This window comes from Labrys sp. HAY1-8F (assembly GCF_056754975.1).
Genome location: NZ_JBPGWZ010000002.1, coordinates 2,342,545 through 2,363,973, shown reverse-complemented (window position 1 = coordinate 2,363,973; position 21,429 = coordinate 2,342,545). Strand labels below are relative to the sequence as shown.

Sequence of the window (21,429 nt, the reverse complement as noted above, 5' to 3'; positions counted from 1 at the left end):
TCCGCGCTCCCGGATCAATCCTTGGCGCGTTCGACGTAGGAGCCGTCTTCCGTCATGATCACCACGCGGGTGCCGGCGCTGATGTGGGGCGGCACGGTGGTGCGCACACCATTGGAGAGGGTGGCGGGCTTGTAGGAGGAGGAAGCCGTCTGGCCCTTGGTCACCGGCTCGGTCTCCGTCACTTCCAGCACGACGCGGGCCGGCAGTTCGATCGCCACCGCCACGCCGTTGTAGAGGCTGATCTGGCATTCCATGTTCTCGGCCAGATAGACGGACTGGTCGCCGATGACATCGTTAGGCACGGCGACCTGCTCGTAGCTGTCCATGTTCATGAAGGCATAGCCATGCGCGTCTTCATAAAGATAGGTGTGCGACTTGGTCTCGATGAAGGCGCGCTCCACCTGCTCGGTGGTGCGGTAGCGCTGCACGGTCTTCACACCGTCCGACAGGCGGCGCATGTCGATCTGCGTGGTGGGCGTGCCCTTGCCCGGGAAGAAGCTCTCAGCCTTGAGCACGACGAATAGCTGGTTGTCGATCTCGACGACGTTGCCCTTGCGGATCTGGCTGGCGATGACCTTCACGATAATGTCCTGAAACTTTTCAAGTGAACTAAAGCGTTTTGTGATGTGAGGGAAACGCTCCCAATCGCAAAGACGCGTCGAACCAAAGAGCTAGAGCAAAGCGCGTTTTCACCAAAACGCGCTTTGCTCTAGGAACAGATGTGGGCGCCTCTTACACCGCCCTGCTGCCGAACGAAAGCGCGAAGCGCCGTAAATCGGCGAAAGAAGGCCGAATTCCCGCCTCACGACGCGTTTTCCCACGACTTTCGCGATGACGCTGCCCTGTCATCACGACGCCGTGAGTGTGTAACAAGCAACGGTCTGCCGACGAATAGCACAGGGACGGGGCCTTTGTTCGGGCCGAATACTGACGAGGCCATTCATGCGGCGATCGACGAAGAGGCCGTGTTCCAGCCTGACGCGGCTCGTTCTATTGGGATTGGGCCTGACCACGCCGCTGGTCTGCGGCACGGCGTCGGCCTGGGCGGGGCAGCTTACCGTGGTGGAGCTCTTCACCAGTCAGGGTTGTTCCTCCTGCCCGCCGGCCAACGCCAATCTGGCCACGATCAGCCGGCGGTCCGGCGTGCTGGCCCTGAGTTTCGGCGTCACCTATTGGGACCGGCTGGGTTGGAAGGATATTTTCGCGCGTCCGGACTACACGCAGCGCCAGGTCGCCTATGAGAAGCCCCTTGGGCAGAGCGGCCCCTTCACGCCGCAGACGGTGGTGAATGGCAGGACGTCCCTGGTCGGCAACGACCTCGCCGAGGTCGAGGCGGTGATCACTGCCGCCGCGGCGGCCCGGCCGGATGCCGGACCAAGCCTTGCTCTTTCCGCCGGCCGCATCGCCGTCGGCAGCCATGCTTCTCCGGCTGCCGGCCTCGACGTCTGGCTGGTGCGCTACGATCCCAGCCAGGTCCAGGTGCCGGTGCACGCGGGCGAGAATTCCGGCCGCACCCTGCCCCATAAGAATGTCGTGCACGATCTGATCCGCCTCGGACATTGGAAAGGCGAGGCTCTCAGCCTGCCGATCCCAGCGCCGCCGCCCGGCATGCGGACAGCCATCCTGCTGCAGGCGCCCCAAGGCGGTGCCATCGCCGCGGCAACGACTGATTGAGGGCGCGTACTCCCTGTCCAACTCCCGCCTGCTGGACGGCTCGTCCGGCTTTCCCCGCGCAGATGCGCAACCACTGAAAGGAAATGAACAATGGATCGTATCGCCAAGATCGTCTCGACGGGCCTGCTGGGACTGGGGCTCGCTTTCGCTGTTTCCTCGCTGTCGCAGGCCCAGGACGCCACGCCGAATACCGACACCATGCAGAAGCCTGCCCCGATGGAATCGCAGACGATGAAGCCGATGCAAGGCGATGCCATGAAGGCCGACACCATGAAGAAGCCGATGAAGAAGATGACCAAGAAGCACATGGCCAAGAAGATGAAGAAGCATGGCAAGGCCATGAAGGCGATGTGACCGACACGCGAACGAAGTTCCGGGTCCGACACGCGAACGAAGTTCCGGGGCCGCGGTCAGCGCGGGGCATCCTCCACCAGCCAGCCCTTGTAGCGCACGATCAGGCCGAGCAGGGGGTGGGCGATCTCGACATGAAAGTTGAAGCGCCCATCCTCGGCGCTCTCGAAGCTGTCGCCATAGGGAGCGAGGAAACGTGGCAGCGGCAAGCCGAGGAAACGCCAGTTGCGCACCACGAGCTTGAGCGTGCCGTCCTCGGCGAGGAGGGCCAGGCCGAAGCTGAAAGGCCCGAAACGCTCGTCGATGAGGCCGGCACTGCGGCCACGGCCGGCGGTTTGCACGGAGCGGAAACGGCGTCCGGCAAATTCGCGCCGCCAGATTTCTTGACTGCTTCCTTGGCTGCGCCCGATCTCGAAGGACACGCGCACCGGCACGTCCGCGCCGGCTTCGGGAAAGCCGACGAGGGCGCCGACCAGCCGTGACAGCAGCCCCTTGCCGCGCTCCACGCTGGCGCGACCGCTGACGCTGTGGCTCGCTTCGTGCCGATGCAGGGCCTGGATGGCCGGCGGCAGGTCGCGATAGGCAGAGCCCAGGACGCGCGGATAGAGCGGCAGGCTGGCTTCGGCCGTGACGTCGCGCGTGCCATGCGCGAAGGCCCGGCCGGCAAGGACCCGATCATAATCGGCCAAGGCGAGTGCTCCGGTTGCCGGGCGGGCCCCCGGCTCCGGCCTGATGCCATCGAGGCGCCGGCGGATGAGGGCCTCGATCGCCATCGCCGGAATATAGGGCCCGTCATCGCCTTCGGCCGTCAGGTGCCAGCTTCGCGTCAGAGGCTCGCCACGGTGGCCTGATCCCGCGACCTCGACGAACATGCCGCCGCGATGGGGACCCCAGCGCAGAATGCGGTTTGCCCAGAGGAAAAGCCCGGCCAGCGGCCTGAGCGACGGCAGTATTTTCCCCCGCACCAGCAGGCTCAGCCCGATCAGGCAACGATGCAGGATCTCGGGGCGCGGCCCGGCCCCCACCCAGACCGAGCGGACACCTGGCCACAGGTCGGCGAGCAGCAGGAGATCGGGCACCTCCACCAGCGAGAACAGCGTATTGGAGAGGGGCATCCGTCCCGGCGGCGCGATGGTGAAACGGTAGGTTTCGGTGAGAGGATGCACGAGCAGGGTCTGCCCGCGCCGCCGCGCCGGCACGGCCTGGCCGGCATAGCTCGAGATCGCCTTGAGCACATTTTCGCCGACGATGGCATGAGGCGAGGGGGCGATGCCGGCGCGGATGGTCTCGATGCGCGAGAAGGCGCCGGCGAGATGCCTGACGACCGCGGCGGTGAGCACGGGAAAGCTGCTTACGCCCGAGAGGATTGTGACGCCGCGCTGCCGGGCCGCTGCATCGAGGCTGGTGACGCCGCGCACGAAGGCGGCCCCGTCCGAGAAGTCGAAATAATCGGCCCCGCAGGCGATGGTGGCTTCGATCAGGCGATAGGGCTCCTTGCCGTAACCCTGGAAGGGGCCGCTGGCATCGACGACGATGTCGGGCTTCAGGGCCTGCAATTGCGGCTCGAGGGGCTGCTCGCGATCGAACTGCGCCGGTGAGAGGCGAGCCCGTACCGGGCGGCTGGCGCAGAAGAATTCCGCCTTGGCGAGCGAGCGCCCGGCAATGATGAGGGTGAGGCGGGGCTCGTCCGCCAGCAATTCCGCCAGCCGTCCACCGAAGATGCCGTAGCCGCCGACGATCAGGACGCGCAGGGAGGGTGGGGATGCATTCACGGTGCGGCTCCAGCCTCGCATGCGTACAGGGAGCAGCCGGAACCGGCAAGGTGAAGCCTTGCACCGGTGCCGGACCTGGTGGCTAGACTTGCGTCTTGCGCCCGCGCCCGCCATAAGCGCTAGCCTAAGCACGATTTTCCGGCGAGACCCACGGGCGGGCTTCGCCGGAAAATCATGCATGTGTTCGATATCTTGCAGCTTGTTCTTGATCGCGCCCGTGGCTCGATCAAGAACAAGCTGCTTGGACAATATGGAATCCTCTCGCCATGACGAAGTTCGTGGAGCGCGTCTTTTCGGGCGTTCAACCGACCGGCAACCTGCATCTGGGCAATTATCTCGGCGCGATCCAGCGCTTCGTCGAGATGCAGAAGAGCCATCAATGCATCTATTGCGTGGTGGATCAGCACGCCATCACGCTCTGGCAGGATCCCAAGACCCTGAGCAGCGCCATCCGCGAGGTCACCGCCGCCTTCCTGGCCGCGGGCATCGACCCCAAGGCCCACATCGTCTTCAACCAGAGCCAGGTGGCCGAGCACGCCGAACTCGCCTGGGTGTTCAACTGCGTGGCCCGCATGGGCTGGCTCAACCGCATGACCCAGTTCAAGGAAAAGGCCGGCAAGGACAAGGAGGCGGCCTCGGTGGGCCTGTTCGCCTATCCCACGCTGATGGCCGCCGACATCCTGGTCTACCGCGCCACCCACGTGCCCGTCGGCGAGGACCAGAAGCAGCATCTGGAGCTCGCCCGCGACATCGCCGCGAAATTCAACAATGATTTCGGCGACTCCATCGCGGCCAATGGCTTCAATGATGGCTTCTTCCCGCTGCCCGAGCCCCTGATCCAGGGCGCTGCAACCCGCGTGATGAGCCTGCGCGACGGTTCCAAGAAGATGTCGAAATCGGATCCCTCCGATTTGTCGCGCATCAACATGACCGACGATGCCGAGACAATCGCCGCCAAGATCCGCAAGGCGCGCACCGATCCCGAGCCGCTGCCTGGTGAGGAGGAGGGGCTGAAGGGACGTCCCGAGGCCGACAACCTCGTCTCGATCTTCGCGGCCCTGTCGGGACGCACGGTCGCGGAGGTTCTCTCCGAGTTCGGCGGTGGCCAGTTCTCGACCTTCAAGACGGCGCTCGCCGATCTCACCGTCGCGAAAATCTCGCCGATCACCGCCGAGATGAAGCGCCTGATGGCCGATCCCGGCCATATCGACGCGGTGCTGGCCGAAGGCTCGGAGCGGGCGCGGGCGATCGCTGCCCCGATCATGGCCTCGGTGAAGGACATCGTCGGCTTCATCCGGTCGAAGTGAGGCCGAGTGAAGTCAGGCATTATCCGGAAAGTAGCTGAAACGCCGCCTTCGTCATGCCTGGCAATGACAAAGGCCGAGTCAATTCGATCCGTTTATTGCGCACGAACTCCGACGGGTTGTGGGAAGGGACCGATATGCTGAAGATTTGGGGCCGCGCCAATTCCTCCAATGTGAAGAAGGTGCTCTGGTGCGCCGAGGAACTCGGGCTCGCTTATGAGCGCATCGATGCGGGCGGTGCTTTCGGCGTGGTCAACGACCCCGCCTATCGCGCGCTCAATCCCAACGGGCTGGTGCCCTGCATCGAGGATGACGGCTTCGTGCTGTGGGAATCCAATGCCATCGTGCGTTATCTGGCCGAGGGCGATGCCGAGCGCCGGCTGGTGCCGGCAACGCGCCAGGCCAAGGCTTCCGCAGAGCGCTGGATGGACTGGACGACCTCCACCATCGCGGCTCCCTTCCGCGACGTGTTCTGGAACGTCGTCCGCCGTACCGCCCAGGACCGGGTCGAGACCGAGCTCTCCCGGGGCCTCGACAGCTGCAGCCGCCTTCTGGCCATCGCCGACAAGGCCTTGGCCAGCCAGCCTTTTCTGTCCGGCGAGAAGTTCGGCATCGGCGACATCCCGCTCGGCTGCAGCGCCTATGGCTGGTTCAACATGGCGATCGAGCGGCCTGATCTGCCCCATCTTGCCGCCTGGTATGAGCGCCTGACCGAACGCACGGCCTATCGCAAGGCGGTGATGATCCCGATGACCTGACGAACGGGAACTCCCCGGCCGACATTCGCGTTACCGAGCCGACCATGATTGTCATGGTCGCTCGGGGAATGTGTCCATGTTGTCTCAAGTGATCTCGCTCCTGATCGGCGTCTTCGTCATCGGCCTCGTCTGCTGGCTATTGCTGTACCTGGTCGACCGCCTGCCCATGGAAGGGCGCTTCAAGCAGATCGCGCGCATCCTCATCATCGTCATCGCGGTCCTCGCCATCGTCCAACGCATCGTGGTGCTGCTGGAGCCGGTACCGAGCCTGTGACGAGCAGCCTCATGCTCGAGAACGTGCGGGACGCATCCTTGTCGAACATGGGTTGCCCGGCGTGGGGCATCCCGATCGGGGTCGCAGCCGACATGTTCGGGAAAACCCTGAAAAAGCTGCGGGATGGCTTGCCTTTCGCCTGAGCAAATTGCATGGTCTTCGCCCTTTTTCCACCGTTTGCGGCAGCTCGGTCCGCTTGCGGGTCGCTATGCCAGGACGCACTCCATGAAGGTTACGCTCGAACGGACTGCCCTTCTCAAATCGCTGGGCCACGTCCACCGCGTCGTCGAGCGGCGCAACACCATTCCGATCCTGTCCAACGTGCTGATCGAGGCCCAAGGCGCCAGCCTGCTCTTGAAAGCGACCGACCTCGATCTGGAGGTGGTGGAGTCCTCTCCTGCCGATGTCACCATGGATGGTGCGACCACGGTGCCGGCGCATACCCTCTACGATATCGTCCGCAAGCTCCCCGACGGGGCCCAGGTCTCGCTGGAAGGCGGCGGCGAGGCGACCCAGTTGATCGTGCGCTCTGGCCGCTCGCGCTTCACCCTGCAGACGCTGCCGCCTTCGGATTTCCCGGACCTGGCTGCGGGCGAGTTTCCGCATAATTTCCAGCTCAAGGCCGCCGATCTGCGCAAGCTGATCGAGAAGACCCAGTTCGCGATTTCCACCGAGGAGACGCGCTATTATCTCAACGGCATCTATCTGCACACGCTCGAAGTCGAGGGCGAGACCCGCATCCGCGCCGTGGCGACGGATGGCCATCGTCTCGCCCGCGTCGAACTGCCGGCGCCCGAGGGCTCCAACGGCATGCCCGGCGTGATCCTGCCGCGCAAGGCGGTGGGCGAGATCCAGAAGCTGATGGAAGACGCCGAGGCCATCGTCTCTGTCGAGCTTTCCCAGGCCAAGGTCCGCTTCACCATCGGCCCGGTGGTGCTGACCTCCAAGTTGATCGACGGCACCTTCCCCGATTATGCCCGCGTCATTCCTGTCGGCAACGACAAGTCCCTGATCGTCGAGCGCGCCGACTTCACCGCGGCCGTCGACCGCGTCTCGACCATCTCCTCCGAGCGTGGCCGCGCCGTGAAGCTGTCGCTGGCCGACAGGCGCCTCGTCCTCACCGTCACCAACCCCGATTCCGGCACGGCGACCGAGGAGATCGAGGTCGATTACGACGCCACCCCGCTCGATATCGGCTTCAACTCGCGCTATTTGCTCGATATCGCGGCGCAGCTCGACGGCGATACCGCCTTGTTGAAATTCGCCGATCCGGGTTCGCCGACCCTGGTGCAGGACCGCGAAGGCGCCGCCGCCCTCTACGTTCTGATGCCGATGCGGGTGTAATTCGCGATTTGCCTTCTCCGCGCAGCGGGGAAGGTGGCGGATACTCGTGACGTCGGCCTTGCAGGCGATGGCGCTCGAAATGCGGTGTGCCGATCTCCAGATCGGCATCTGACATGTTGGCGAGCACGGCGGTTCCAACAATGCCGATCTGGAGATCGGCACACCTGTTTCATGCTTGTCCCTGCAAAGTTAGCGCCGGGAGCAGGATGCCTGCGATCCCGAAAATGATCTCGCCCCGCATCACCCGCCTGATCCTCACCTCCTTCCGGTCCTATCCGCGGCTCGATCTTGCCGTGGATGCCGGCATGGTGGTGCTTACGGGGCAGAACGGCGCTGGCAAGACCAACGTGCTCGAAGCCATCTCGCTGTTCACCCAGGGCAAGGGCCTGCGCCGGGCGGATCTCGAGGACATGGCCAGCGAGGACGGGCCCGGCAGCTTCGCCGTCGCCACCGAGGTTGAGGGCGCGCTCGGGCCGGCCCATCTCGGCACCGGACTGGAAGGCCCCGACAGTGGCCCGCGCAAATATCGCGTCGACCGCCAGCCTGTGTCTTCGGCCACGAGCTTTGCCGATCATTTGCGCCTCGTCTGGCTGACGCCCTCGATGGATGGCCTGTTTTCCGGTTCCGCCGGGGAGCGGCGGCGCTTCCTCGACCGGCTGGTGCTGGCCGTCGATGCCGGCCATGGCAGCCGGGTCAATGCGCTCGAACGCGCCTTGCGCTCGCGCAACCGCCTGCTGGAAGATCCTCGTGCCGATCAGCGCTGGCTGGATGCCGCCGAGCATGAAGTCGCCGATCTCGCCATCGCGGTGGCGGCATCACGGGCCGACACGGTGCGACGTCTCGCCGGCCTGATCGAAGAGGAGATCGATCCTACGTCTCCCTTCCCCCATGCCCGCATCGCCCTCGACGGTGCCATCGAGAATGCCGTGCTGGACGAACCGGCCCTGGCCGTTGAGGAGCGCTATCGCCAGATCCTGCGCGAAGGCCGCGCCCGGGACCGGGCGGCCGGGCGTACGCTCGACGGGCCGCATCTGACCGATCTCCTCGTCGTGCATGGCCCAAAGGGCATCGCCGCCGAGCGTGCCTCCACCGGGGAGCAGAAGGCCTTGCTGCTCGGCCTGGTGCTGGCCCATGCTAGGCTGGTTGCCCGTCTCGCCGGCATGACGCCGATCGTCCTGCTCGACGAAGTCGCCGCCCATCTCGACCCGATGAGGCGCGGGGCACTCTATGACCGGCTCGAGAGCTTCGGCGCCCAGGTCTGGCTGACCGGGGCCGATCCCTCCGCCTTCGAGGCAATCGCTGGCCGCGCTGCCGTCTATCGGGTCACGCCGGGGCGGGTCGAGGGGTGAGGAAGTTTCTGCAAACAAAGGCTCTGTCATCCCCTTCCCGGGGGCTTCGCCCCCGCCGGGGATGACAATCTTCTCGATGCGATTGTTGCCGAGTGGTTCCTGACGTCAGCGCCTTTGCGAACGTGGCGACGCAATGAAGGTCAATGCTTCAGCAGGACGTCGAAGCGGGGATTGATCTCGTCGAAGATCGGCAGCGAGGCTGCGCCCAGCACCACGGTGTGATGGCCTACGGAGCCCGCCATCAGGCGGGGGAGGCTGCGGCCGCTGCGCGAGCCCACCGACATCGGCAGCGGCATGGCCTTCTCGATCAGGCTGGCCAGCACGCCGGCCGGTGCCAGCCCGCCGAGCAGGATGGTTTCCGGATCCAGGGTCGATTCCAGGATGTTGACGGCACTGGCAAGAAAGGGCGCGGCCTCCTCAACCCAGCGCTCCACGGGCGCGGATATCGCGCCATCCAGCTCGGGGAGGACAGGGGAGCCGGGCTGGTCGGCCAGAAATTCCTGGGCGGCGCTCAGGGAGAGATAGCGCTCCAGGCAGCCGCGATTGCCGCAGGGACAGGGCTTGCCGTTCGGCATCACGATCATATGGCCGATTTCGCCGGCATTGAGCGAGGCGCCGCGCCAGGGCTGGCCGTCGAGGAAGACGCCGGCGCCGAGCCCTTCGTCCAGGAACAGGAAGACGAAACTGTCGATCGCCCGGGCGACGCCATGCAGTCGCTCGCCGATCGCCGCCGCCATGGCATCGTTCTCGATCTGCACCGGCTGTTCGAGAGCCTCCGCGATATGCCGCCTGGCATCGGGATCGTCCCATCCGGGCAAAGTGGTCGGGCCCGCCGTGGTGATGGCGCCGACCCCGAAACGCACGGGCAGGGCGACCCCCGCACCGAGCAGGCGCGAGGCGGGAACCGCGGCCTCCTCGATCAACGCATCGGCAAGCTGCCGCAAGGCCGGCGCTGCGCTGCGGGGAGAGGGGCGCTGAGCGGGAATCTCGCGGATGGCGACAGGCTTGCCGGTGAGGTCGACCAGGGCCGCGATGATGGCGCTGTGGTCGACATGGAAGCCGAGCGACCAGGCGCCCTGAGGGTTGATGGTGTAGGGGATGGAGGGCTGGCCCCGTCCCTCGCGCTTGGGTGCGCCGGGCAGGAGGAAGCCGGCCTGCTCCAGTTCCTCGACGATGTTGGAGATCGTCTGGTTGGTCAGGGCGGTCTCCCGGGCGATCTCGGCCCGCGACACCGGCCCCAGCCTGCGCACCGTGTCGAGCACGACGCGCCTGTTATGGGAGCGGGTGAATTCGAGATTGGTCCCCGCAACACTTCGGCCCGGTTGGGGCGCCTTGTCCACCTCGCGCCTTGCCATCTCAGCCACCCCCTAGAGCAAAACGCGTTCAGATGAGAACGCTTATTTGCTCTAACTCTTTGTTTCGACGCGTCTTTGCGACTCTAGGTGATTCCGTCAAATCGCAAAACGCTTTCCCGATTTCGTAGGCAACTATGGCAGCATGTTTACATTCAAACAAATTGAGTTAATAATTTTTCCGGGTCGCAGAAAATGACCGGGAGCCATCGAGAACTCTCCGCGCTCCTGAACCATGCAGGGCGGCCACCGGTCGCCGTTCGAATTGCAAGCGGGAGATGATTGCAATGTCTGGAATTCACAAATCGGTCCTGGCTGGGCTGGCAATGACGGTCCTGGCGGGATTGTCGCCGGCAGCTGCGGAAACGCTCAATGCCCTGTTCATGGCGCAGGCCGCCTATAGCGACGCCGACGTCAAGGCGATGACCGCCGCCTTCGAAAAAGAAAATCCCGGCGTTACCGTCAATGTCGAATTCGTGCCCTACGAGGCCCTTTACGACAAGATCGTCGCCTCCAAGGCCGCTGGCGGCGCCGGCTATGACGTCGTGCTCTACGACGTGATCTGGCCGGCCGCCTTCGCGCAGAACGGTGTCCTGGTCGACGTCACGGACCGGCTGAAGGATCTCGACCGCTCCAAGGTATTCGACGGGGCCTGGGCCACCGTGAATTATGACGGCAAGACCTATGGCATGCCGTGGATCCTCGACACCAAATATCTGTTCTACAACACCGAGATCTTGCAGAAGGCCGGCATCGCCGAGCCGCCGAAAACCTGGGATGAGCTGGCCAAGGATGCCAAGATCATCAAGGACAAGGGCCTGGTGCAATATCCCATCGTCTGGAGCTGGTCGCAGGCCGAGGCGGTCATCTGCGATTATGTGACCCTGACGGCGGCCTATGGCGGCAAGTTCTTCGAGGGAGACAAGCCGGTCTTCGACAAGGGCGGCTCGCTCGATGCGGTCACCTACATGGCCGACAGCCTCAAGAATGGCCTCTCCAACCCCAATTCCAAGGAATATCTGGAAGAGGACGTCCGCAAGGTGTTCTCAGCTGGTGATGCGGCCTTCGCGCTCAACTGGACCTACATGTATGCCAAGGCCAATGATCCGGCCGAAAGCAAGGTGGTCGGCAAGGTCGGGGTGGTGCCGGCTCCCGGTGTCGAGGGCCAGAGCACGGCCTCGGGCGTGAATGGCTCGATGGGGCTGGGCATCACGGCCGGTTCCTCCAAGCCGGATCTTGCCTGGAAATACATCGTCTATCTGACCTCCAAGCCAGTGCAGAACCAGTATGCCAAGCTCAGCCTGCCGATCTGGAAGGCGTCCTACACCGATCCGGCCGTCACCAAGGGGCAGGAGGGCTTGGTCAAGGCCGCCGATGTTTCCATCGGCCTGATGACCCTGCGTCCGACGGTCGCTTCCTACCAGGAACTCTCCACTATCCTGCAGGCGCAGATCCAGAACGCGCTGGCCGGCAAGGCCTCGCCCGCCGATGCCCTGGCGGCAGCGGCCAAGGATGCAGCGCGCATCCGGTGAGACCTTTACCCAGGGCTGATGTCGGTCGGCATTTGGTACACCGGTTAAGGTCCGGCAGAATGGAGCGCGACCAGCCTTCCCCACAAAGCTGGGGAAGGTGCCCGACGTCGTCGGGGCGGATGGGGGGTGGCGGGCAGTGCGATACCTTTGAAAGGCCGGCCCAACGGTGATGCAATCTTGTTGCGTTCAGCCTATTGCCCGCCACATCCCCTCCGTCATTTCTGCGAAATGAACAGCCACATCTTCGAAACGAAGATGTGGCGGCCTCCCCCAGCTTCGTGGGGGAGGCTGGCCACACCTCTTTCTGTCGGGTGCGAAAAGCTGCCCAGACCTAAAGGATTTCCCTGATGATGAGCGGCCGTGTCGGCATGCCCTCACCATGGCTTCTGCTCGGTCCGATGCTGGTCATCGTGTTCGCGGCGGTCGGCTATCCCATCCTGATGACCCTGTGGCTGGCCTTCACCGATACCCGCCTGATGGCGGGGCCGGGGGCAGCGCATTTCATCGGGCTGGAAAACTTCGCCTTTGCCTTTACCGATTCCGATTTCCTCGCCGCGGCAGGTCGGACGATCTATTTCACCGTCGTCTCGATCAGCGCCGAGGCCCTGCTCGGCATCGGCGTGGCCTTGCTGCTCAACGAGAAATTCCGCGGCCGCACCTTCTGCCGTGCGCTTCTGGTACTGCCCTGGGCGGTGCCCACCATCGTCAACGCTTTGATGTGGCGGCTGATCTACCAGCCCGATTTCGGCGTGCTCAATGCAGTGCTGACCCAGAGCGGGCTGATGGAGAGCTATCGCAGCTGGCTCGGCACCGAAGGCAGTGCCATGAATGCGGTGATCGTGGCCGATGTCTGGAAGAACTATCCGCTGGTGGCGCTGATCGTGCTGGCCGCGCTGCAATCGGCACCCTTGGAACTCTACGGCGCCGCCACGCTCGACGGCGCCAATGCCTGGCAGCGCTTCAAGGCCGTCACCTGGCCGGTGATCGCGCCGCCGCTGCTGGTGGCGCTGGTGCTGCGTTCGATCGAGGCACTGAAAGTCTTCGACATCTTCTATGTGATGACACGGGGCGGCCCGGCGAGCTCGACCAAGACCATGAGCTTCTTCGTCTATGAGGAATCCTTCCGCTTCATGCGAGTGGGGTCGGGTGCTTCCTACGCCCTCATCGTGGTGCTGATCTGCATGGTCTTCGTCGGCTTCTACGTCCGGCTGATGCGCAGACAGGAGGCCTGATCATGCAGCGCAGCCCCATCGCAACTTTCTTCCTCTATTGCGGCGTCGCCCTGTTCCTGGTGGTGACGCTCGCGCCGGTGCTCTGGCTCGGCGTGATGAGCATCTCGCTACCGGCCGATCTCACCGCCAAGCCCCTGTCGCTCATCCCGCATCATGTCGACTTCAGCCGCTATGCCCGCCTGCTCACCTTCGAGGCCAACAGCCCGGGCGAAGCCTTTTTGATGGCGTTGCGCAACAGCCTGTTGAGCTCGCTGGGCGCGACGGCGCTGTCGTTGCTGGTGGCGGTGCCGGCGGGCTGGGCCTTTTCGCGCTACCGCAATCGGGGCGTGTCGGTGGTGCTCTACAGCATCCTCGCCACCTATATGACCCCGGCCGTGGCGCTGATCCTGCCGCTCTATTTCCTGCTGTCGATGCTGGGGCTGCTCAACAATGTGTTCGGCCTCATCCTGGTCTATTGCTCGATCCTGACGCCCTTCACCGCCTGGTTCATCAAATCGTCCTTCGATGCGGTGCCCGGCGAACTCGAAAGCGCTGCGGCGATCGACGGCGCCTCGACGCTGCAGACCCTGTGGTGGGTCACGCTACCCTATGCCCGGGCCGGCGTCGCCACCGCGGCCCTGTTCGCCATCCTGCTGGCCTGGGACGAATTCTTCTATGCCCTGCTCTTCACCTCCAACCAGAACGCCAAGACGCTCACCGTCACCATTGCCGATTTCGCCGCCGGCCGCGCCACGGATTTCGGCCTGGTCTCGGCCGCGGGCCTGCTGACGGCGCTGCCGCCGGTTCTGATCGCCTTCATCCTGCAAAAATCACTGGTTGCCGGCCTGACTGCCGGCAGCGTCAAGGGTTGATATCATGAGTAAAATCGTGCCGGGCTCGGGCCTGGCGATGATCGAGGCCGAAATGGCCAGGCAGCATGCCGATGCACTGGCCTCTTTCCATGGCGCCGGGCCGATGGCCACGCGGCTGGCCGACAGCATCCGCCGTACCGGCCGGCTGACCCTGGCCGCCATGGGCGGCTCGCACTGGGTCAACCGCGCAGCCGCCGTGCTCTATCGCCAGCTCGGCATCGAGGTCGAGACCGAGGTGGTGTCCGAGCTTCTCATCACGCCGCAGCCCGACCGCGAGCGTACCGTGCTGCTGGTGTCCCAGTCGGGCAATTCCGGCGAGATCGTCGCCTATCTCGAGCGTCCGGCCGGCCGGCAGGAGCGCTTCGGCCTCACGCTTGATGCCGATAGCGCGCTCGGCCGCGGCGTGCCCGCCCTTGTCGGTGTCGGCGGGTCGGAAAAAGCCTTCGCCGCCACGCGCAGCCTCCTGGTCAGCCATGCGCTGCATCTTGCGGTGCTCGCCGCATTGGGCCTGCCGGCGGAACCCGCGCTCGCCGTGCTCGATGCCCCCGTCCGGCCCGATCTGGGGGCGGCCCTGTCCGCTCTCGCCGCCAGCACGTCCCTGATCCTCAGCGGCCGGGCCGAACTGCAGGGCGTGGCCGAATCCGGGGCGCTCTGCGTGATGGAACTCGCCCGCCTGCCGGCCCTGGCCCTGGAGGGCGGCCAATTGCGGCATGGCCCGATGGAGATGCTGTCACCGGCCAGCGGCATTGTGCTGCTGCGCGCCGCCGGCCCCTCGGCCGGCCTCGCGCCGGGGCTGGTGGCGGCCTGCCGCGCGGCCGGATCGCCGGTGGTGGTGTTCGACCTCTCCGGTGAGGCCGACATCGCCGATGCTGTCACCATTCGCCTGCCGAGGGAGGAGGGCATGGCGGCCATCTTCGCCGTATTGCCGGCGCTGCAGTCCTTCCTGGTGACCTTTGCGGCCGGCCGGGTTACCCAAGTCGGCGAGCCCCTGCGCTCGACCAAGGTGACGACGGAGCTATGAGGGAACCGCTGTTTCTGATCGGCAACGTCAATGTCGATCTCGTGATGGGCCCGCAGGCGCCCTGGCCGCAACCGGGCACGGAAGTGATCGTGCCCGAGAGCGAATTCCGCGTCGGCGGCGCCGCTGGCAATACGGCGCTGGCCCTCGATGCGCTCGGCGTCGATTACCGGCTGATCACCAGTCGCGGCAACGACATGCTGGGCCGCTGGCTCGCCGAACCCTTCGGGGCACGTGCGCTGGGCTGGACCGTGGCCGAGGGGGCGACCACGGTTTCGGTCGGCATCGGCCATCCCGATGGGGACCGCACCTTCTTTACCACCACGGGCCATCTGCATTCATTCAGGCTGGCGCACGTGCTGTCGCAACTCGACGAGAAGGGGGAGGGGTGCGTGGCCCTGCTGGTGGGTCCCTTCGTGATTCCGGCCCTGCTCGCCGATTATGACGAGTTGATCGTCATCCTGCGGCGCCGGGGTTATCGGGTCGCCCTCGATACGGGCTGGCCGGATGGCGGCTGGACGTCTGGGGTGCGGGTGCGGGTGAATGCCTGGATCGGCCATTGCGAGCATGTCCTCATCAACGACATCGAGGCCAAGGGGCTGACCGGCGCCGCGACGGTCGTGGACGCGGCGGAGATGATCCGGCCGCTGCTGCCCCCCGGCGCCAGCCTGGTGATCAAATGCGGGCCGAAGGGGGCCTTGGCCTGGCGTGGGGACGAGCATGTGGCCGTGCCGGCGCCGCAGGTCGACGTCGTCGACACCATTGGGGCCGGCGACACCTTTTCGGCCGGCTATTTCGCCAGCCTGGTCGAGAGCGAGGATCTTGAGAGGGCGGTGACGAATGGCGTGGCGGTCGCCTCGCTGGCGGTCTCGACGCGGCCACGCCGCTATCGGTGAGGGAGGCGCTGCCCCCTCATCCCCCTGCCGGGACCTGGCACTTTCATGGAAAGTGCCAGGTCCCGCAAGGAGAGAAGGGAGTTTGGTGGCCAGGCCGAGCTCTAGCGAACGGTTCCACGAAGCTGCCCTGAGCCGGATAAATTTCCTTCTCCCCTTGCGGGAGAAGGTGGCGGCAACCGGATGAGGGCTGCTATCGCGCGCCCTTCACACATACCCGCGGCGCTTCACCTCGGCCCAGCTGTCGTCGAGCGTCTTCTTGGCGGCGGCGATCAGGGCGTCGACTTCTTCATGGCTGATCACCAGCGGCGGGGCGATGATCAGCGTGTCGCGGGTGGCGCGCATGACCAGGCCGTGCTGGAAGGAGAAGTCACGGGCGATCAGGCCGACCGTGCCGGTTTCGACAGGCCAGGAGGCGCGCGTCTTCTTGTTCGGCGTCAGCTCCAGCGCGCCGATCAGGCCGACCATGCGCGCTTCGCCGACCATGGGATGATCGCCCAGCGCCAGCCACTGCTTTTGCATATAGGGGCCGATATCGTCCTTCACGCGCTCGACGATCTTCTCGTCACGCAGGATCTTGATGTTGGCGATCGCGGCCGCTGCGCAGGCCGGATGGCCCGAATAGGTGTAGCCATGGTTGAAGTCGCCGGCATTGGCGATCACCTCGGCCACCTTCTCGGTCACCATCACGCCACCGATCGGCAGGTAGCCGGAGGAAATGCCCTTGGCCATCGCCATGATGTCGGGCTCGAAGCCGAAATACTGGCTGCCGAACCATTCGCCGGTGCGCCCGAACCCGCAGATCACCTCGTCCGAGATCAGGAGGATGTCGCGCTCGCGGCAGATGCGCTGGATTTCGGGCCAATAGGTGGCGGGCGGGATGACCACGGCGCCGGCGCCCTGGATCGGCTCGGCGATGAAGGCGGCGATCGTGTCGGCGCCGAGCTCGTCGATGGTGCGCTCGAGCTCGCGCGCCGCCCACAGGCCGAATTCCTCCGGGCTGCGGTCACCGCCCTCGGCATACCAATAGGGCTGGGCGATGTGGACGATGCCGGGGATCGGCAGGCCGCCCTGGGCATGCATCGGCGTCATGCCGCCGAGCGAGGCGCCGCCGATGGTCGAGCCGTGATAGCCGTTCTTGCGGGCGATGATGGTCGATTTGCCGGGCTTGTCCTGGGCCGCCCAGTAGTGACGCACCATGCGGATGATGGTGTCGTTGGATTCCGAGCCCGAGCCGGTGAAGAACACGCGGCTGAACTGCGGCGGCGTCACTTCCGCCAGCAGGCGCGACAGTTCGATCGCCGGCAGATGGGTGGTCTTGAAGAAGGTGTTGTAGAAGGGCAGTTCGCGCATCTGCTGCGCCACAACCTCGACGATTTCCTCGCGGCCATAGCCGACATTGACGTTCCACAGGCCCGACATGCCGTCGATGATCTGGTTGCCTTCGGAATCCCACAGATGCACGCCCTTGGCCTTGACGATGATGCGCGCGCCCTCGGCGTTCAGGCCCTTGGTGTCGGTGAAGGGGTGCAAATGATGCGCGGCATCGATCGCACGCAGTTCCGCTGTGGTGAGGTTGGTCTGGTGCAAGGACATGATGCGCGCTTTCCCGAAAAATGTGATCCCAATTTTGTGATCACAAATTGCGGAAGTCAAGGGGGATGCGTTGTCGCGGTGTTTGCAAGAGCGGACGTCCTACGACACTCGAGAGAGCGTGGGACAATGCCCTCAATCGTCCCGCCAGCGCGGCATCGCCCTAAAGCGGTCGAAAACTTCTACGCACCTGCCAGGACGATCTCCGCTTCGTGTTCCACCGGAAAATTCACCGAGCGGGCGATGAAGCACATCTCATGCGCCTTCTTGTGCAATTCATGCGCCTTCTGCAGGTCGGTGCCGGCGGCGACCACGACATGCGGGCGCAGGGTGACCTTCTCGAACTGGCCGGCACCGCCAGCCACCTCGACCATCACGCCCTCGGCCTCGTCCTCATAAGAGAGCACATTCACGCCCATCTGCGAGCACAGGCCGAGATACCAGAGCTTGTGGCAGGCCGAGAGCGAGGCGACCAGCAGGTCCTCGGGGTTCCAGCGCGTGGCATCGCCGCGAAAGCTCGGGTCGGAGGAGCCTTCGATCGTCGGCTTGCCCTCGGCCTGGATCTGGTGGGCGCGGCTGTAGCCGCGATAGGTGGGCGTGCCCTCGCCCTCATTGCCGGTCCAGATGACCTTGACCGCATAGCGGTGTTCGCGCCCTGCCATACCTTCCTCCTCATGTCGTTATGTGGCGGGAGGATGCCCTCTTGTCCGGCTGTTTCGCAATGGGTGTGTGCATAGCGCGTCAATCTTCCGCGTCCGCCGGCCGCAGGGAGCGGGACAGGAAATCGACCACGGCACGCACCGCGGGCAGCTGCCCGCGCCGATGGGTGGTCAGCACCGTGGTGGTGACTTCGCCCGCCTGCCAGTCCGGCAGCACGAGACGCAACAGGCCGCCCGCCACGGCCGCCGCGCTGATCGAGCGGGGCAAAGCGGTGATGCCGAGCCCGGCCTTGGCCGCTTCCAGCAGGGCGACGGATTCGTCGGCGAAGAAACGGGCGCGGGGCATGACCTCTATCGTCTGGCCGTTCGCCCAGAGCTTCCATATCGGCGCCCGGGGCTGGGTGAGGAGGCCGTCATGACCGGCAAGGTCCTCCGGCGTGGCCGGCATTCCCCTGATGGCGAGATAGGCGGGGGCAGCCACCAGGCCGATTGCCTCCCGGTGAATGGGGCGGGCCATCAGGTCGGAATCGGCGAGCGGCCCGAAATGGCTCCGGAGCGCGATGTCGAAGCCTTCCTGGATGAGATCGACGAAACGGTCGGTGACATGCAACTGCACCTGCAGCTTGGGCAGGGCGGCGGCGAGCCTGGGTAGCTGGGCGGCGAGATGGAATTGCGCGGTGGGAACCGAAGCCGTGATCCGGACGGTGCCGCTCGGTTCCGCCCGCCGGGCCAGCACGGCGCTTTCGGCCGCCTCGACCTCGATCATCGCTGCCCGGGCATGCTCGAACACCTCCCGGCCGGCATCGGTCAGCACGAAGCTGCGCGAGGTGCGGTTCAGCAGCCTGGCTTCCAGCCGAGCCTCCAATTCGGCCACACGCTTGCTCACTGTCGATTTCGGGATGCCGAGGTGCCGGGCTGCGGCAGCAAAGCCGCCCTGCTCGACGGCCTGGGCAAAGAGGATGAAATCGTTGAGGTTCGACATTCAAAGTTTCCAAACATGGACTTCAGGTCCATATCTGGCAGTCTACAGCTCCAAAGTCCATGTGTGCATATTGTCGTTATCAACCCAATAGGAGATACGACAATGGAACCGATCATCTTCGCCGGTCATCCCGCGGGCAGCTCCCTCGGTCTCGTCGCCGCTTTCGAATGGCTCGGCAAGCCCTATCGCGCCACGCGGGTGCATATGCCCGACGAGATGCTGAGCGAAGCCTATGGGCGGGTGAACGGCCGGCGCGAGACCCCGGTGCTGATCCGCGAGGACGGCAGCGTGCTGACCGAAACCACGGCGATTGCCCGCTGGCTCGAACTGCGCGACGAGGAACATCGCATCAGTTTCGCTACCGATAGTGCCGAGGCGCATCGCATGCACCAATTCATCGGTTTCCTGAACACCGGCTTCACCGGTGCCTTCACCCCGCTCTGGGTGGCGCTGGAAATGCAGGGCGGAAGCGAGGCTTACAAGGAAGCGCTGCGGACCTTCGGGCGCGACCTCGTCGCCCATCGTCATCGCCAGCTCGAGGCGATGATCGGTTCCTCGGCCTATCTGGCCGGCGACAGGCCGAGCCTGGCCGATGCGGTCTTCATCGGCGTCGCGCGGTGGGCCGAGTTCCACCAGGCGCTCGACCTCACGCCCTTCCCGAAGATCCAGGCGTTGAAGGCAAGGCTGGAGGCCGATCCGGCCGTGCGGTTCGCCCACGCGATCGAGGACGGTGTTCCCGCGATCGGCAGTGGCGCCTTGCTAGGCCTGCTGCCGCTGGAGGAGGTGTTGGGTGAGGTAGGTGCCAGGCTGGCGGCGTGAGCACCCGGATCGCCTCGCGCTGCCTGGATGGCAAGGGGGGCTCACCCCCTTGCCATGCCTATGGCGCCTCGGGGCGGAAACTTGCGATGGAGCGGTCGCAGAGCGGACGCCACGTCTCGATCTCGGAGGTTGGAAACTCGCAGACGATGTTGAACACGCTGTCTGGCGTCTTGGATACGCGGGTGATGGCGGACTGCTTAGGCCCCCTCAGTTCGGCGCGAACGAACTCCTCGGTGCCGCTATGGCCGATCGGCAGATCCGGCACCGGGATGCCTCGCTTCTGCGCCAGATCCTGGATGAACGTCCGTAGATCGATATCCTTCATCCTGGCTGTTCGTTCGAATTTGATCACGCCGAACTCGTGCTGCCCCATCCGGCTGCCGATACCATGCACGACCATGGGGCCGATCTTCGGATCGTCCACCGTGAAGCTGTAATCGTTGAAAGGGATGGGGGAGATCACGAAGAAACGCCCCCTTGTCGATCGCGCCGGATAGCCGCCCTGGCCGTCGGTCTGCCGGACCTCGGTCCGGTGCATTTCGATATTAGCCTGTGCCTGCGCGGCTACTGGACCTGCAAGAACAAGCAGCCAGGCTGCAACTGCTCGGTCAACCAGTCGTCTGTGAGCCATCGGGAGCTCCGGATCGCGGTTCTCACATCGCCCGGGTCCCGCTTTTGTGGTAGCGGGCGAGCACGGCGCGCAGGCGTGCTTCGGCGTCCGCGTTGGGCGGGAGGCCGAAGCGCAGCCAGCGTGGGTTGGCGCCAAAGCGGCGCACCCAGATGCCGGCCTGGCCGAGCTGGCGGAACAAAGCGGGGGCATGCGCGGTCTGCAGCAGCCGATAGAGATCGGTGCCGCCGATCACCGCGCCGGCCTTGGTCAGGTCCTCGTCGAGATTCTGGCGTGCCGTGCGCAGCGAGGTGCGCGTGCCGTTCTGCCAGAGGATGTCGGCGAGCGCGGCGCGGCCTATGGCGATGGCCTCGCCCGAAACCGCCCAGGCTCCCATCGCCTGGCGCAATTTGCCGGTGAGCGCGGGCTCGGCCAGTACGAAGCCGAGCCGGATGCCGGCCAAGCCGAAGAACTTGCCGAAGGAGCGCATCATCACCAGGCCCTGCGTGCCTGCCATGGCGGCGAGGCTTACCTGCGGCATCACGTCAGCGAAGGCCTCGTCGACGACGAGGGCGCCGCCCCTGGCATATTTCTCGGCGGCGAGCGCGAGCAGCTCCTCGCGGCCGAAATAGTTGCCATCGGGATTGTTCGGATTGACGAGGACCGCGATCTCGGAGCCGGCCAGTTCCTCGAAGCGGCGAGCCTCTCGCACGTGATGGCCGCCCAGCGCCCAGCTGCGGGCATGTTCGGCATAGGTCGGGCTCAGCACGCTCACCGTACCTGCGGCGAACAGATGGGGCAGCCACTGGATGGCGGCCTGCGTGCCCGGCGTCGCAACGACGCAGGCATCGAAGGGCACGCCATAGCATTGGGCCGCCACGGCCTCCAATTCACGGGCCTCGTCGGGTGAGGGCAGGGCAGCCCAGGATTCGGCCGGAATCGCTGGAATTGGATAGGGCCAGGGGTTGATGCCGGTGGAAAGATCGATCCAGGGCCCGGAGGCCTGCGGGAAGAGGCGACGCGCCTCGCCGAGATTGCCGCCATGCTCCACTGCGCTCATTCTCC

22 protein-coding genes are annotated in these 21,429 nt (G+C 65.2%); 14 read left to right on the top strand and 8 right to left on the bottom strand.

Annotated features, from left to right (window positions below; genetic code table 11):
* Positions 1 to 14: 14 nt before the first annotated feature.
* Complete coding sequence (efp, locus tag ACR9ZN_RS20005; RefSeq protein ID WP_434959701.1) at positions 15 to 584, bottom strand: elongation factor P; 570 nt, start codon at positions 582 to 584, stop codon at positions 15 to 17.
* Positions 585 to 942: 358 nt separating this feature from the next.
* Between efp and ACR9ZN_RS20000 the strand changes: the two genes are divergently transcribed.
* Positions 943 to 1,674 carry a DUF1223 domain-containing protein gene (locus ACR9ZN_RS20000; protein ID WP_481273006.1) on the top strand — a complete coding sequence of 244 codons (732 nt, stop codon included), beginning with the start codon at positions 943 to 945 and terminating at the stop codon, positions 1,672 to 1,674.
* Positions 1,675 to 1,764: 90 nt separating this feature from the next.
* Positions 1,765 to 2,028: a hypothetical protein gene (locus ACR9ZN_RS19995; protein ID WP_481273005.1), complete on the top strand. Its 264-nt coding sequence runs from the start codon at positions 1,765 to 1,767 to the stop codon at positions 2,026 to 2,028.
* 56 nt (positions 2,029 to 2,084) lie between these two features.
* Here ACR9ZN_RS19995 and ACR9ZN_RS19990 read toward each other — a convergent pair whose 3' ends face one another.
* Positions 2,085 to 3,797 (bottom strand): saccharopine dehydrogenase family protein, encoded by a 1,713-nt coding sequence (locus ACR9ZN_RS19990; protein WP_481273004.1) that lies wholly within the window; start codon positions 3,795 to 3,797, stop codon positions 2,085 to 2,087.
* A gap of 266 nt (positions 3,798 to 4,063) precedes the next feature.
* Between ACR9ZN_RS19990 and trpS the strand changes: the two genes are divergently transcribed.
* The 6 genes from trpS to recF all read left to right on the top strand — a co-directional run bounded on the left by trpS (position 4,064) and on the right by recF (position 8,826).
* Positions 4,064 to 5,104 carry a tryptophan--tRNA ligase gene (gene trpS, locus ACR9ZN_RS19985; protein WP_441773219.1) on the top strand — a complete coding sequence of 347 codons (1,041 nt, stop codon included), beginning with the start codon at positions 4,064 to 4,066 and terminating at the stop codon, positions 5,102 to 5,104.
* Between the two features lie 134 nt (positions 5,105 to 5,238).
* Complete coding sequence (locus tag ACR9ZN_RS19980; RefSeq protein WP_454816062.1) at positions 5,239 to 5,859, top strand: glutathione S-transferase family protein; 621 nt, start codon at positions 5,239 to 5,241, stop codon at positions 5,857 to 5,859.
* Between the two features lie 76 nt (positions 5,860 to 5,935).
* Positions 5,936 to 6,133, top strand: a complete 198-nt coding sequence (locus ACR9ZN_RS19975) for a hypothetical protein (RefSeq protein WP_434958198.1) — start codon at positions 5,936 to 5,938, stop codon at positions 6,131 to 6,133.
* 11 nt (positions 6,134 to 6,144) lie between these two features.
* A complete protein-coding gene (locus ACR9ZN_RS19970; RefSeq protein WP_481273003.1) occupies positions 6,145 to 6,276 on the top strand; it encodes a hypothetical protein in 132 nt (43 codons plus the stop codon).
* Between the two features lie 82 nt (positions 6,277 to 6,358).
* A complete protein-coding gene (gene dnaN, locus ACR9ZN_RS19965; RefSeq protein ID WP_434958196.1) occupies positions 6,359 to 7,477 on the top strand; it encodes a DNA polymerase III subunit beta in 1,119 nt (372 codons plus the stop codon).
* A gap of 224 nt (positions 7,478 to 7,701) precedes the next feature.
* On the top strand, positions 7,702 to 8,826 hold the full coding sequence (gene recF, locus ACR9ZN_RS19960) for a DNA replication/repair protein RecF (protein ID WP_454816057.1): 1,125 nt from the start codon (positions 7,702 to 7,704) through the stop codon (positions 8,824 to 8,826).
* A 140-nt stretch (positions 8,827 to 8,966) separates the two neighbouring features.
* Here the strand turns inward: recF and ACR9ZN_RS19955 are convergent, their stop codons facing one another.
* On the bottom strand, positions 8,967 to 10,181 hold the full coding sequence (locus tag ACR9ZN_RS19955) for an ROK family transcriptional regulator (RefSeq protein WP_454816055.1): 1,215 nt from the start codon (positions 10,179 to 10,181) through the stop codon (positions 8,967 to 8,969).
* A gap of 284 nt (positions 10,182 to 10,465) precedes the next feature.
* Between ACR9ZN_RS19955 and ACR9ZN_RS19950 the strand changes: the two genes are divergently transcribed.
* The 5 genes from ACR9ZN_RS19950 to ACR9ZN_RS19930 all read left to right on the top strand — a co-directional run bounded on the left by ACR9ZN_RS19950 (position 10,466) and on the right by ACR9ZN_RS19930 (position 15,707).
* Positions 10,466 to 11,710, top strand: a complete 1,245-nt coding sequence (locus ACR9ZN_RS19950; protein WP_481273002.1) for an extracellular solute-binding protein — start codon at positions 10,466 to 10,468, stop codon at positions 11,708 to 11,710.
* 350 nt (positions 11,711 to 12,060) lie between these two features.
* Positions 12,061 to 12,942, top strand: a complete 882-nt coding sequence (locus ACR9ZN_RS19945) for a carbohydrate ABC transporter permease (RefSeq protein ID WP_434959700.1) — start codon at positions 12,061 to 12,063, stop codon at positions 12,940 to 12,942.
* The gene (locus ACR9ZN_RS19940; RefSeq protein ID WP_441773281.1) at positions 12,942 to 13,793 is read left to right on the top strand and encodes a carbohydrate ABC transporter permease; all 852 of its coding nucleotides are present in this window, start codon (positions 12,942 to 12,944) and stop codon (positions 13,791 to 13,793) included. The genes ACR9ZN_RS19945 and ACR9ZN_RS19940 overlap by 1 nt, the downstream gene beginning before the upstream one ends.
* A 4-nt stretch (positions 13,794 to 13,797) precedes the next feature.
* A complete protein-coding gene (locus ACR9ZN_RS19935) occupies positions 13,798 to 14,814 on the top strand; it encodes an SIS domain-containing protein (RefSeq protein WP_481273001.1) in 1,017 nt (338 codons plus the stop codon).
* The gene (locus ACR9ZN_RS19930; RefSeq protein ID WP_481273000.1) at positions 14,811 to 15,707 is read left to right on the top strand and encodes a carbohydrate kinase family protein; all 897 of its coding nucleotides are present in this window, start codon (positions 14,811 to 14,813) and stop codon (positions 15,705 to 15,707) included. The genes ACR9ZN_RS19935 and ACR9ZN_RS19930 overlap by 4 nt, the downstream gene beginning before the upstream one ends.
* A gap of 204 nt (positions 15,708 to 15,911) precedes the next feature.
* Here the strand turns inward: ACR9ZN_RS19930 and ACR9ZN_RS19925 are convergent, their stop codons facing one another.
* The 3 genes from ACR9ZN_RS19925 to ACR9ZN_RS19915 form a co-directional block, all read right to left on the bottom strand.
* Positions 15,912 to 17,300 carry an aspartate aminotransferase family protein gene (locus tag ACR9ZN_RS19925; RefSeq protein WP_434958190.1) on the bottom strand — a complete coding sequence of 463 codons (1,389 nt, stop codon included), beginning with the start codon at positions 17,298 to 17,300 and terminating at the stop codon, positions 15,912 to 15,914.
* 179 nt (positions 17,301 to 17,479) lie between these two features.
* A complete protein-coding gene (locus ACR9ZN_RS19920) occupies positions 17,480 to 17,959 on the bottom strand; it encodes an OsmC family protein (RefSeq protein WP_434958189.1) in 480 nt (159 codons plus the stop codon).
* 79 nt (positions 17,960 to 18,038) lie between these two features.
* Positions 18,039 to 18,938: a LysR substrate-binding domain-containing protein gene (locus tag ACR9ZN_RS19915; protein WP_481272999.1), complete on the bottom strand. Its 900-nt coding sequence runs from the start codon at positions 18,936 to 18,938 to the stop codon at positions 18,039 to 18,041.
* 102 nt (positions 18,939 to 19,040) lie between these two features.
* Here ACR9ZN_RS19915 and ACR9ZN_RS19910 point away from each other — a divergent pair, with 102 nt between their 5' ends.
* On the top strand, positions 19,041 to 19,757 hold the full coding sequence (locus ACR9ZN_RS19910; protein ID WP_481272998.1) for a glutathione S-transferase family protein: 717 nt from the start codon (positions 19,041 to 19,043) through the stop codon (positions 19,755 to 19,757).
* A 58-nt stretch (positions 19,758 to 19,815) separates the two neighbouring features.
* On the opposite strand, the gene ACR9ZN_RS19905 is transcribed toward ACR9ZN_RS19910, so the two are convergent.
* The gene (locus tag ACR9ZN_RS19905; protein WP_481272997.1) at positions 19,816 to 20,388 is read right to left on the bottom strand and encodes a hypothetical protein; all 573 of its coding nucleotides are present in this window, start codon (positions 20,386 to 20,388) and stop codon (positions 19,816 to 19,818) included.
* 22 nt (positions 20,389 to 20,410) lie between these two features.
* Positions 20,411 to 21,424, bottom strand: a complete 1,014-nt coding sequence (gene cobD, locus ACR9ZN_RS19900; protein ID WP_434958185.1) for a threonine-phosphate decarboxylase CobD — start codon at positions 21,422 to 21,424, stop codon at positions 20,411 to 20,413.
* Between the last annotated feature and the right edge of the window lie 5 nt (positions 21,425 to 21,429).